Source organism: Pseudoalteromonas sp. DY56-GL22, assembly GCF_041414715.1.
Lineage (GTDB): Bacteria > Pseudomonadota > Gammaproteobacteria > Enterobacterales > Alteromonadaceae > Pseudoalteromonas > Pseudoalteromonas simplex.
In genome coordinates, this window is the sequence record NZ_JANHZR010000003.1 from 463,292 (window position 1) to 476,556 (window position 13,265).

Annotated in this window: 10 protein-coding genes; 2 read left to right on the top strand and 8 right to left on the bottom strand. The window is 43.1% G+C overall.

What is annotated here, in order from left to right:
- From NO991_RS09990 to NO991_RS10010, 5 genes are all read right to left on the bottom strand, one after another.
- Positions 1–570 (bottom strand): nucleoside triphosphate pyrophosphatase, encoded by a 570-nt coding sequence (locus NO991_RS09990; protein ID WP_138616160.1) that lies wholly within the window; start codon positions 568–570, stop codon positions 1–3.
- A complete protein-coding gene (gene mreD / locus NO991_RS09995; protein WP_054552785.1) occupies positions 570–1,049 on the bottom strand; it encodes a rod shape-determining protein MreD in 480 nt (159 codons plus the stop codon). The genes NO991_RS09990 and mreD overlap by 1 nt, the downstream gene beginning before the upstream one ends.
- Complete coding sequence (mreC, locus tag NO991_RS10000; RefSeq protein WP_054552786.1) at positions 1,042–1,884, bottom strand: rod shape-determining protein MreC; 843 nt, start codon at positions 1,882–1,884, stop codon at positions 1,042–1,044. Before mreC ends, mreD begins: the two co-directional genes overlap by 8 nt.
- Positions 1,884–2,927 carry a rod shape-determining protein gene (locus NO991_RS10005; protein WP_054552787.1) on the bottom strand — a complete coding sequence of 348 codons (1,044 nt, stop codon included), beginning with the start codon at positions 2,925–2,927 and terminating at the stop codon, positions 1,884–1,886. Before NO991_RS10005 ends, mreC begins: the two co-directional genes overlap by 1 nt.
- A gap of 132 nt (positions 2,928–3,059) precedes the next feature.
- The gene (locus tag NO991_RS10010) at positions 3,060–5,087 is read right to left on the bottom strand and encodes a formylglycine-generating enzyme family protein (RefSeq protein ID WP_138599266.1); all 2,028 of its coding nucleotides are present in this window, start codon (positions 5,085–5,087) and stop codon (positions 3,060–3,062) included.
- 238 nt (positions 5,088–5,325) lie between these two features.
- On the opposite strand from NO991_RS10010, the gene NO991_RS10015 reads away from it, so the two are divergent.
- The gene (locus NO991_RS10015; protein ID WP_166338729.1) at positions 5,326–6,225 is read left to right on the top strand and encodes a 1-aminocyclopropane-1-carboxylate deaminase/D-cysteine desulfhydrase; all 900 of its coding nucleotides are present in this window, start codon (positions 5,326–5,328) and stop codon (positions 6,223–6,225) included.
- Here the strand turns inward: NO991_RS10015 and NO991_RS10020 are convergent.
- From NO991_RS10020 to NO991_RS10030, 3 genes are all read right to left on the bottom strand, one after another.
- Positions 6,222–7,874 carry an EAL domain-containing protein gene (locus NO991_RS10020; RefSeq protein WP_166338728.1) on the bottom strand — a complete coding sequence of 551 codons (1,653 nt, stop codon included), beginning with the start codon at positions 7,872–7,874 and terminating at the stop codon, positions 6,222–6,224. The genes NO991_RS10015 and NO991_RS10020 overlap by 4 nt on opposite strands.
- A gap of 326 nt (positions 7,875–8,200) precedes the next feature.
- A complete protein-coding gene (gene ssb / locus NO991_RS10025) occupies positions 8,201–8,893 on the bottom strand; it encodes a single-stranded DNA-binding protein (RefSeq protein ID WP_054552791.1) in 693 nt (230 codons plus the stop codon).
- Between the two features lie 20 nt (positions 8,894–8,913).
- Entirely contained in the window at positions 8,914–10,281 is a 1,368-nt protein-coding gene (locus tag NO991_RS10030) for an MFS transporter (RefSeq protein ID WP_054552792.1), read from the bottom strand.
- A gap of 162 nt (positions 10,282–10,443) precedes the next feature.
- Here NO991_RS10030 and uvrA point away from each other — a divergent pair, with 162 nt between their 5' ends.
- A complete protein-coding gene (uvrA, locus tag NO991_RS10035) occupies positions 10,444–13,263 on the top strand; it encodes an excinuclease ABC subunit UvrA (RefSeq protein WP_054552793.1) in 2,820 nt (939 codons plus the stop codon).
- Positions 13,264–13,265 lie beyond the last annotated feature (2 nt).

Sequence of the window (13,265 nt, forward strand, 5' to 3'; positions counted from 1 at the left end):
TTACCCTCTTAAAAATTCGTTTAATAACTGCTCTGTCTCATATAAAGGTAAGCCGACAACCGCAAAATAGCTACCCGAAAGATGACTCACAAAGCGGCCACCTAAGCCTTGAATGCCATAACCACCGGCTTTATCTTGCGGCTCACCACTATGCCAGTAGGCATCAATTTCAGCATCGCTGAGTGGTTTAAATGTAACATCGGTGACAACAAGGCAGCTTTTTACTTGCTCACTATCAGCAATAGCCACAGCCGTCATCACTTGATGGGTACGGCCAGATAAGCGCTTCATGGTAGCGGTAAAATCAGCTTGGTCTAGCGGCTTACCAAGTGCGGTATCATCAATGACAACCACGGTATCGCTGCCAAGTACTGGGCGGTCGGTGTAACCCATAGCAACGCCCGATTGTGCTTTGAGTTTGGCTAGGCGCTCTACATAGTCACGCGGGGCTTCGTTTGGGAATTGGCTTTCATCAGCATCAACGCTAAATTGAGAAAACTCAACGCCAAGTTGGCTGAGCAACTCTTTTCGGCGCGGTGATGCAGACGCCAAATAAATTGCGGTTTGCATTATCTAATCCTGAAATGACGGCGATATTTACGCAAAATTAAGAATATCCACCACCAACAAAGCATGCCGGTTAGCACTGGCCACATATAATGCGGGCTAAAATAAACGCCCATTAAAAAGTGGTTAAGCCAAAATTGCATGAGGTGGTAAAGCGTTAAAAACAAAGCAATTAAAATGCTTTGCTGCCATAAAGAAAAGTTTCTAATTTTTTGGAAGTTACTCGCAGTGATAAATATACACACCGAATAAGTCAGTGAGTTCACACCGAGTGGCGAACCTGATGCAAGGTCCATTAATAAACCAACGACCCAGGCTGTGCCAATATTTAGACGGTGCGGCACCGCTAACGACCAATACATTAATACCATTAACACCCAGTCTGGGCGGTATGGCTCAAACGAAATTGGTAACGGCATTAGTGCCATTACCAATGCAAAAAAGATACTGATAGCAATCAGCAAAGAGTGACGACTATTCATTGCTGATGCTCTCCTGCTGATTACGCCACAGCACAACCAATAAGCGAATACGGTCAAGTTGCGCAATTGGCTCAGCATAAACTTGCGCAAAAGGACGCCCTTCATCGCGGTTAATTTCGGTCACCACGGCAACCGGATAACCCTCTGGGAAGGTACCACCAAGACCAGACGTAACCAAAATATCGCCAATGCGAACATCAAGGCTATGCGGTACATGCGAAAGCTTTACCACGTTAATTTTACCAATGCCCTCAACCACGGTACGCACATCGTTACGTAAAATACGCACAGGTGTGGCATGAGTTGTATCTGTCATCAGCAGTACGCGCGAAGTAGTTGACCCCACTTGAGTGATTTGCCCCACTACACCCATTTCGTCAATCACAGCTTGGCCTTCGCTTAGGCCATCGGTTGTACCTCGGTTAATAACCACTTGGTGGCTATACGGATTTGAGTGAACAGAGAGGACTTGTGCAATAATTTTACGGTTTGATTGCTTAGCCGATGAACCGAGTAAAGCACGTAATTTATCGTTTTCACGAGATAGAAATTGCAGTTGTTGTAGTTGTTCGCTTTGTAGTAACTGCTTCTTTTTTAATGCTTCGTTTTCGGTTAAAAGCTGTTCGCGGGTATGCAGATTCTTCGCGCCAATACTAAATAGCTCATAGGGCAAGTTGGCAAGGTAAATGAGTGGGCTAACTAGAGTGTTTAGGCTGGTGCGGATTGTTGTACCACCTTGCGTGTAGCGATCGCCCACGATCAGCACGACACTCAAAAGCACTGCGACAAAAAGCCGCAGTTGCAAAGAGATGGTACGACCAAAAAGTAACTTCATTAGTCGTAGCTAAATACGTCACCACCGTGCATATCAATCATTTCTAGTGCCTTACCGCCGCCACGTGCAACACAGGTTAATGGATCATCAGCAACCACAACTGGGATACCAGTTTCTTCCATTAATAAACGGTCTAGATCCTTTAATAATGCACCACCACCGGTTAATACCATACCGTGAGCAGAGATATCAGATGCAAGCTCTGGTGGAGATTGCTCAAGAGCAACCATTACCGCGCTTACAATACCCATTAATGGCTCTTGCAGTGCTTCTAAGATTTCGTGTGAGTTAAGGGTGAATGAACGCGGCACACCTTCCGCTAGGTTGCGACCACGTACTTCAATTTCAATTGGCTCATCTGTTTTGAAAGCCGAACCGATTTGATGTTTGATGTTTTCGGCAGTTGCTTCACCAATTAAGCTACCAAAGTTACGACGTACATAGTTAATGATAGCTTCATCAAACTTGTCACCACCGATGCGTACAGATGAAGAGTAAACCACACCATTTAAAGAAATAATGGCAACTTCAGTTGTACCACCACCGATATCAACAACCATTGAACCGGTTGCTTCAGACACTGGTAGGCCAGCACCGATAGCCGCAGCCATTGGCTCTTCGATTAGATAAACTTCACGAGCACCGGCACCCATAGCCGACTCACGAATCGCACGTTTTTCTACTTGTGTTGCACCACAAGGCACACAGATAAGAACACGCGGGCTTGGGCGCATAAAGTTGTTGTTATGCACTTGCTTGATAAAGTGTTGTAGCATTTTTTCAGTCACGTAGAAGTCAGCAATGACACCGTCTTTCATTGGACGAATTGCTTTAATGTTACCCGGTGTACGACCTAACATTTGCTTAGCTTCGGTACCGACAGATGCTACGCTCTTAGGGCCACCAGCACGCTCTTGACGAATAGCAACAACTGAAGGCTCGTTTAATACAATACCTTCTTCTTTTACGTAAATTAGGGTATTGGCTGTACCCAAGTCGATCGATAGATCGTTTGAAAAAATACCACGGAGTTTTTTAAACATGAGGCTGGATGACCTTTGAAAATTCGTTCTTATATTAGCTGCTCTCACTCTATCATGCTAATCATGAAAAAGCGCAACTGCTTTAATTAAATTGCTAAAAAAGGAAGCATCCATTGCTTCCTTTTTAAATTCTTATCGTTCGCGTACTAAACGGAAACCGATATAGTTTGCACGAAAATCTGGCGCTAAGATTAAGCGCGTTGAAACGCGTGCTAGGCTTGGAGCAAAATTCCATGCACCGCCTCGAACAGCCACATCAGACTGCCCTGACTTTTTGTTTGTCCATTCCCACACATTACCTACTGTATCGTATAGGCCGAATGCGTTAGGAGAAAACGACCCTGTTGGTGCTGCGCTCCTGTTTGACCATTCGCTTCCACACCAGCCACAGTTCGCTAAATTTTTACCAATTTCGTTACCCCAAGGGTATTCAGTTTCTTTACCTGCACGTGCAGCGTATTCCCACTCAACCTCGTTTGGTAAACGAAATAACTGGCCTGTTTGACCCGATAACCAATCTGCATACGCTTTGGCATCGTTATAAGTTAAACAAACCGCCGGGAAATCGCTTTCTTGATCAAAACCCGGATTGCGCCAGTTTAGAGTAGCTTCCCAAACTGGTTCACCATTTAAGTAATATGCACAGCCGCGATCTTTTTCTGCTTCTGTTTTATAGCCGGTATTCGCAACGAATTGCTCATACTCACCAACGCTTACTTCTTTGCTTTGCATTGCAAATGAGTTAGCAATGGTTTTTTCTACCACTGGGCGCTCATTCGCTAACCCATTGCCGTTAATGTCACCCATCTTAAATTTACCAGCGGGAATAACTACAATGCTGGCAGAACTGGTTTTATTAACAATACTTGCAACAGGTGCTGTTACAGGTTGCTCTGGTGCCGCTGTCACTTCAGCAACAACTGGCTCAGGCACTTTAACTAGGTTTGCATTAATGGTTTGTGCTTTACGCAGATCAATTCGCGCTTTATAGCTTTTGTAGCCACGTTTGCGAATTTCAATATCATGAAAACCTTTTGGTAATGATGTCGTTAACCTAGTTGCACCATAGCTCACACCATCAATAAACACTTCGTCATCATAAACATTTGAACGCAGTGTTAATTCAACCATTTTAGATTTATTTTGATCAGGTAATGGTTCAACCTTAATTGGCTTTTTTACAGAATAATCGCTTACGGGTTGCTCATTAAAACGTGATACAGAGACCACTTGATTATTATCCTGAGAGTTACTGAATGTTAACTGACTATCTGAATACGTTGCGTCGTAATTTGCTTGATAATTACCGGCCAAAGGCGTGCCATAATCTGCACAAAAACGATTGTCTAAATTAAGTAGGCTACATAAACGACTGCTGTTTACATCACCGCGCATGGTCACGCTTAAATTAACGTTGTAGTTACCTTGACCACTAAAAGCACTGTTCACGACATGGCTACTTAAAATCTTAACCTGTGCACCGGCAAGGTTACGTTTCGGTTCAACTAAACGCTCTTCTGTTAAGTTAGCAAAAATCTGGTCTACAAAACGTTTAGTGGCTTTTTGTAAACCCATTTGTTGGCCACGCTGCTCACAGGCAGCAAGCGTTTCGGTACGCTTACAGTTAATCGTATGATTAACTTCTAGCGTGCCTTCACGTGTAAACTCGTTACGTAAACGCTCAACACGTGCTGTTGCTAACTGCTCTTTTAAGCTTTCTAAGGTATTCAGTTGAGTGTGCTTTGATACACGAATTTGCTCGATATCTTTTCTATGCGAAGCAATTGCCGCCAATTGCATCGAAATATCATCTTTGTTTTGTTTATGATCAACCACAGCTTTTTGGTAACGCGACTGCGCATTGCTGATATCAAGGGTTGGGTCATCAATCAGTCGGCGATACATCTCATTCATTGCATCTAGCGCTTGGTTTTTTTCTTTATCTAGCTCAGTTGAGCGGGCGCGCAATAATTCGAGTTGTTTTTGTAACTGACTTTCTTCTTTTAGGTGTTTTTCGAGGATTAGGGTCGAGTTATCGTATTCGGCTTGTTTTTTACTGATCTCTGATTCAATGCCAGTTACCGTAGCTGTATCTTGTGCAAATGCACTTGTCGCTAGCAAACTAACTGAAATTAACAGAGATAAAGGAGCAATTCGCATATATTCCATTCCCAAAAAGCGGCAATTATTTGGTCATTATTATTTTTTATAATTAAACTCTTATGCTATGTACTTGCAAGGCAAAACACAAGCTTTGTTCAATTATTATCTCAGTTTACCTCTATTACCTTAGTTGATGCCAGTAAATAACAAAATCATTTTGGTTTAATTGACTAATTTCTATCTCTAAGATGACTTTGCTACAATTGGGCGTGTTTATTTACTAAAAAATAATATCGTGAATAGTTCTTTTGAATCACCAGTACAAACAATTCATCACCCCTTATTAGCGGCACGTAAAGTTCAGCTCAGCATCAAGCGTGATGATCTTATTCACCCGCAAATTAGTGGCAACAAATGGCGTAAGCTAAAATTTAACTTGCAAGCCATGCAGCAGCAGAAGAAATCTGAACTACTCACTTTTGGTGGTGCATTTTCAAACCATATTCATGCCACAGCAACTGCGGGTAAACTATTTGGTTTTAAAACCCACGGCATTATTCGCGGCCCTGAACTAGACGAAGCAAATCCAACACTCAACTACGCAAAGCAATGCGGTATGAGCTTACACCCAGTAAATCGAATTACTTACCGGTTAAGGCACGACCAAACTTACCTAGCACAATTGCAAGCACAATTTCCTAATGCCTACATACTGCCAGAAGGCGGCACCAACGCAGCTGCGCTTTTAGGTTGCAAAGAGTTAGCACAGAGCCTACCAAGTTCTGATGTGATTGTTTGCCCTACTGGCAGTGGCGGTACATTGGCGGGGTTAATTGAAGGCGCACCGCAGCACACAAAGCTGTTAGGTGTCGCAGTACTGAAACAAGCGCACTACTTAATTGATGAGATAAAGCAGCTAAGTAATAAAGCAAATCAGCAACAGAACTGGCAGCTGCTTTGCGACTTTCATGATGGTGGCTACGGAAAGTTTAGCGATAACTTGTGGCAATTTTGCCAAACTTTTAGCAAGCAACACACTATTGCGCTTGAGCCAATTTACAGCGGTAAAATGCTCTTTGCTGTATGGCAACTTATAGAGCAAGGCTACTTTGCTAAAGGTTCGCACATCATTGCAGTCCATACAGGTGGGCTACAAGGGTTAAATGGCCTCAAGTACCGAGGCCTCATTGACTAACTATAGGGCGTAATATCCGCCAGCTTTTGTAATGGCTCGGCAAAGTAAAAACCTTGAGCAGCAATGACACCTAGGTTTTTTAAGGTCGCAAGTTCGTTCTGTGTTTCAACTCCAACTGCATAGACAGGAAAGTTTAGCTCTGCCCCTTTAGTAATTATTTGCTTAACAATTTTTTGTTGCTGAGCACTTGTGTCTATATTATGAATTAGCTCTAAAGCTAGTTTAATACTACAAATGTTATTAATGCCTTTGTAGGTCGCTAGGTGCTCACTGCTGCGCACATTATCAATAACTATACCTGCCGAGAGTTTTTCTAAACACTCGAACTGTGTACTAAGCTTTTTATGCTGTTTTAAATAATCATCTTCGCTGAGTTCAAATTGCAACCTGTCGATACACTTAAAGTCATCTGTCTGCTGATTTAACCAATCCCAAAACTCATCATTGAACCAGTTCATCGCATGCAAGTTAATACTTACCTTTAAGCTACCAGACTCATTCAACAACATCTTTTTTACTTGTAAAATTACGGTTTTATCTAACAGTAAAACATCTTTTTTACTACTCATGTGTGGAATAAAGTGCCTAGCAGCAAGCAAACCTAAGCTTTTGTGTCGAATACGGATCAATGCCTCATGCTGCAAAATATCGCCCGTTTGCAAGTCAAATAACGGCTGAAAAAACAACATAAAGTGTTTTTTCTTTATATACTCAAAAAGATGTTCTTTGCTATCAGCCAGCATGTTTGACTGCGTGTGACCAAAAGGTAAGCGATGAATATGCTGCCAAGCGCTTTGTTTCGCCAGTGCTAATGCCGATTTAGTAAGCTGATAAACCACTGCCTGATCAGCCCCTGTGCGGTAATTACACACACCAATTTTTATATCAGCGCGAGACAAATCACTACGGTAATTTAGACAAGCTTGATAGATAACTTGATGTAGTCGCTTTGTGTATTTATCAATTTCAGTGGCAGGTACATTATTTAAGGTGACAGCGATACCGCCAGAAGGCAGTAATTTAACAGAGCGATTTACGAGCTCACCAAAGCCTTTAGCAATCACTAATTTAAAGTAGTTATCGATATCAAGGTTAGCAGGAAACGGGCTTTTCCAAAAAAATAGTGCAAACAAATGATTATAATTAGTTGGCACACCATATAAGATATTCAAATCTTGGTGCGCTAATGGTTTTGGGGATGTTAACTGCTTTGGCGGTGCCTCAACCACTTGCTGCTCTTGGCTTTGTATTTGTGGCTGCTCTAAGGTTTCTAATTGCTTGAACATTTTTTTCCACCAACGGAAACCCCAATACCCAGTGCCAAGCAATATTAAATTTAAAAATATAAATAAGTGACTTTCAACTAACCATGAAGGCCAATGAAATAAGCGTAAATTAACGGTCTTATAGCTAAAAACCTCCTGCTCAAGATCGATGAAATTCGCAAAGTTTTGCGGAACGTCGCTAGCATTCATTGCAAAGCCTTGGCTTTTAACTAATGTGGCAATGATATCTTGCGACACAACCGGATCAAGGTTCAGCTCATACACCTGCTTGGCTAGTTCAGTGCCTGTTCGGTGCACTTTGTCGTGTAACACATCACTTAAAAAAATATTAAAAACAACTAACAGCAAAAATGCGGCCGCCACGTAGATGGCCTCCGGTTGCTTTATTCGTGAAGTTAAGTCTCGTTTCATTTCACAGGTTAGTTGCTTAAACATACACAAAGTGTTGTTCAAGAACCCTATAAATACAAGGCTGCGAGGCGATTTAAAGCAATATCAGAAATATCCTATAACCAGCGCTGTCAAAAGTTTTGTAATTTTAAACACCTAGCAAAAAGAGTTAATGAGAATTATTTTGTAATCAACACAACCCAAACAAAAGTAGTGATTACGAAGTATTGCGTAAATAAAAAACCCAGCAACTAAGCTGGGTTTTAAAAATTAACTCTACAATCTAATTATATTGTGAATTAGAACGGGATATCGTCATCAAAGTCGATTGGTGGTTCCATTGGATTTGATGCGCCGCCTTGTGGGGCATTTTGAGGCTTAGGAGCAAAACCACCTTGTTGAGGTGCATTGTTTTGCTGCTGACCATAACCGCCACCATATTGGTTATTGCTCTGCTGCGGTGCAGACTGCTGTTGTGGACGCTGTTGCTGCTGTGCTGGCGCAGACTGTTGCTGTGGAGCATAGCTGTTATTGCTTTGTGATTGCTGTGCACCACCGCCGTAACCGCCACCTTGTTGCTGACCACCTTGGTAACCGCCTTGTGATTGACCACCTTGATAGCCACCGCCACCACCTTGCTGCTCACCACGACCGCCTAACATTTGCATTTGACCGCCCATGTCTACCACGATTTCTGTAGTGTATTTTTCTTGGCCTGATTGATCAGTCCATTTACGCGTTTGTAAACGACCTTCGATGTACACTTGTGAACCTTTACGAAGGTATTCACCAGCAACTTCTGCTAGTTTGCCAAATAACACGACACGGTGCCATTCAGTACGCTCTTGCATTTGCCCTGTGTTTTTATCTTTCCAGCTATCTGTCGTAGCAATGCTGATATTCGCTACGCCATTGCCATTAGGCATATAACGTACTTCTGGATCTTGGCCTAAATTACCAACCAAGATAACTTTGTTCACACCGCGTGCCATGGAACTTCTCCTATAAAACGTTAGATTAAACCAGCCACTTTGCGTGCTTGGTCTAGGTCAAATTCTTTATCATTAATCTTTAAATAGCTGCGATTTTCATCACAGACAACCGTTGCTTCAATTACGCCCGGTAAAGCAACAAGACGAGAAGCAAGCGCTTGTGCCTGCTGCTCTGAACTTAATTCAGTCATTAAGCTAATTATTTTACTTCTTGGTGGGACTTGCATATTCCAAGCAAGGATAAGCCATATTACCCCAACAAGTGCCGCCGCCGCAAACACTGCTTGCGCACTTAATGCTTGAGCAACGTAACCCCCTAATAAACCACCTAAAAAGGCACCAAAAAACTGCGTAGATGAAAATACCCCCATCGCAGAACCTTTCTGGTTTGCTGGGGCAATACGCGAAACAAGTGCAGGCATGGTTGCTTCTAAAAAATTAAAAGCAATAAAGTAAACCAACATACAAATACCGATGCCAATCACCGAATCAACCCATAACGACATCGCGAGCATACTTAAAACAAGCAGTGCGATTGAGCCAATAAAGGCTTGTTTTTCTTTTTCTTTACGAATAGCCACAATCATCATTGGTGCCATCAAGAAAAACGCTAAAAACAGCACAGGGATATATAAATACCAATGATGGTCTGCGACTAAGCCGTCTTTTATCAGTTGGCCTGGTAAGGCTACAAATACGGTAGTTAATGTAAGATGAAGCAGCATTACGCCAAAATCGAGGCGTGCTAATTGTGGGTGTTTAATCAGTTGCTTAATATCATCAAGCGTAGCAAGTGTGTCACCTTTTGGCGCCTTATTGACAGCATTAGGCACCAAAAACAACACAATTAAAATACCTAAAATGGCCAATCCTGCGGTAAGCCAAAATACCCCAGCAACTCCCCACGATGCAGCAACAATAGGCCCTAGTAGCATAGCAACGGCAAAGCTCATACCAATACACATACCAATCACGGCCATAACTTTCGGACGTTGTTCATCACGGCTTAAATCAGAAGCAAGCGCCAATAAGGCACTGGCAATCGCCCCCATGCCTTGAAGTGCACGCCCAAGCGTAACCATTTGCACAGACTCAGCGGTTGCCGCAATTACAGAGCCAAGTGCAAACACACAAAGGCCACCAATAATCACTTTTTTACGACCAATTTTATCAGACAACCAACCCATAGGGATTTGCAACACGGCTTGCGTTAAACCATAAGCACCAATAGCAAAGCCAATCCAAAGCGGCGAAAACCCTTCTAATTGCTGCCCATAGATAGCCAATACTGGCATCAGCATAAATAGGCCAAGCATACGGAATGCAAAGACGCTCGCCAACGAAACGGCAGCGCGTTTTTCTCGAGAGTTGAGTGAAGATGCTGTCATGAATTACTGATCTTGCTGTCTATTAAAATTTGAGCGTGGATTCTACCACAAGCGAAAACTAAATAATCACCTGTAAGTGATGATTTTTTCTTTGATCAAGGATTAATCTTATCGCGTATTATGAGATACTGAAAAAATAATTAGGTAATAAAACGAGATAGCATGGAAAACATTGAAGTCCGAGGCGCCCGTACGCACAATTTAAAAGACATCAGCCTAACCATTCCCCGTGATAAGCTGATAGTTATCACTGGCCTATCTGGTTCAGGGAAATCGTCATTAGCGTTTGATACTTTGTATGCAGAAGGGCAACGTCGTTATGTTGAGTCACTGTCAGCGTATGCACGACAGTTCTTATCACTAATGGAAAAACCCGATGTTGATCACATCGAAGGCTTATCGCCGGCTATCTCTATCGAGCAGAAATCAACGTCGCATAACCCGCGTTCAACGGTCGGTACAATTACCGAGATTTACGATTACCTACGTTTATTATTTGCCCGTGTAGGTGAGCCTCGCTGCCCTACTCACGACTTGCCACTTGCAGCACAAACGATCAGCCAAATGGTCGATACGGTTTTAGCGCTTCCTGAAGGAAGTAAGCTAATGCTATTAGCGCCAGTGGTAAAAGATCGTAAAGGTGAGCACGTTAAGCTGCTTGAGCAACTCGCAAGTCAAGGCTTCATTCGCGCCCGTATCGATGGCGAAGTCTGTGACTTATCAGATCCACCGACCCTTGAGCTTCATAAAAAGCATACTATCGAGGTCGTGGTTGACCGTTTTAAAGTTAAAGATGGCCAACAACAGCGTTTAGCTGAATCATTCGAAACAGCCCTTGAGCTATCAGGTGGTATTGCCCATGTAGCGGCAATGGACGATTCACTCAGCGAAGATATGCTGTTTTCTGCTAATTTTGCATGCCCAACGTGTGGCTACGCTATGAGTGAACTTGAGCCGCGTTTATTCTCGTTTAATAACCCGGCAGGTGCGTGTCAAAGCTGTGATGGTTTAGGTGTGCGTCAGTATTTTGATCCAAACCGTGTTGTACAAAATCCAGAGCTAAGTTTATCGGGCGGTGCAATTAAAGGCTGGGACAAACGCAGCTTTTATTACTTCCAAATGCTGCAAGCTGTCGCAGAGCACTATAAGTTTGACCTAGAAGTGCCTTTCCAAGAGCTTAGTAAAGAGGCCAAAAAGGTAATTCTTGAAGGTTCTGGCAAAACTAAAATTGCCTTTAACTATCGTAACGACCGTGGCGACTTAATTACGCGTAACCATGAGTTTGAAGGCGTTTTAAATAATATGAATCGCCGCTACCGTGAAACCGAGTCAAACTCAGTGCGCGAAGAGCTTGCTAAATACCAAACAAGCCAAGCGTGTCCGAGCTGTCATGGCTCGCGACTACGTGAAGAAGCTCGCCATGTATTTATAGGTCAAACAAACTTGCCAGCTATCACCACAATGAGTATTGGTGAAAGCATGGCATTTTTTGATGGCTTGAATTTAACTGGTCAGCGCGCACAAATTGCCGAAAAAATTCTCAAAGAAATTCGCGACCGTTTATCTTTCTTAATCAATGTCGGCCTTAATTATTTATCACTTGAGCGAAGTGCCGATACCCTTTCTGGTGGTGAGGCTCAGCGTATTCGTTTGGCAAGCCAAATTGGTGCAGGCCTTGTTGGTGTTATGTACGTACTGGATGAACCATCAATTGGTTTGCACCAACGCGATAACGACCGCCTACTAAAAACCCTTATTCACTTACGCGATTTAGGCAACACCGTTATTGTGGTTGAACATGACGAAGATGCCATTCGCGCTGCGGATCATATTATCGATATCGGCCCGGGTGCCGGTGTTCATGGCGGCCATGTTATTGCACAAGGTACCCATGACGATATTCTAGCTAGCAAAGATTCAATCACGGGTCAGTACCTCTCTGGCGAAAAGAAAATCGAAGTACCGGCGGCTCGCCATCAAACTACCGACAAATGGCTTGAGTTATTTGGTGCCACAGGTAACAACTTAAAGAACGTTGATTTACGTATTCCATTTGGTTTAATGACCTGTATCACAGGTGTATCAGGCTCAGGTAAATCGACACTTATCAACGACACTTTATTTAAACTGGCTCATACCGAGTTAAATGGCGCAACGACCGCAGAGGCGGCACCGTATAAGTCAATCAAGGGTCTAGAGCATTTTGATAAAGTGATTGATATTGACCAAAGCCCAATTGGCCGTACTCCGCGCTCAAACCCAGCAACTTACACCGGTATTTTCACCGGTATTCGAGAGCTATTTGCGGGTACTCAAGAAGCCCGTTCACGTGGCTATAAAGTGGGCCGTTTTAGCTTTAACGTTAAAGGTGGCCGTTGTGAGGCTTGCCAAGGCGATGGTGTGATCAAGGTAGAAATGCACTTTTTACCTGATGTGTATGTACCTTGTGATGTATGTAAAGGTCAGCGCTACAACCGTGAAACCCTCGAAGTACAGTACAAAGGTAAAAACATTCACCAAGTACTCGAAATGACCGTAGAAGATGCCCGTGACTATTTTGATAAAATTCCGGCTATTGCACGTAAACTGCAAACCCTAATGGATGTAGGCTTGTCGTATATTCGCTTAGGTCAAGCTGCTACTACCCTCTCTGGTGGTGAAGCACAGCGTGTAAAACTAGCTCGCGAACTTTCAAAACGCGATACAGGTAAAACCTTATATATCCTTGATGAACCAACTACGGGTTTACACTTTGCTGATATTCAGCAATTATTAGTCGTGCTTCACCGCTTACGCGATCACGGTAATACCATTGTTGTTATCGAGCATAACCTTGATGTGATCAAAACCGCAGACTGGATTGTCGATTTAGGCCCTGAAGGCGGCTCAGGCGGTGGTGAAATTTTAATTTCTGGTACACCTGAAGACGTTGCCGATTGTGAGCGTTCACACACAGGAAGGTACTTAAAACCATTACTATAAAA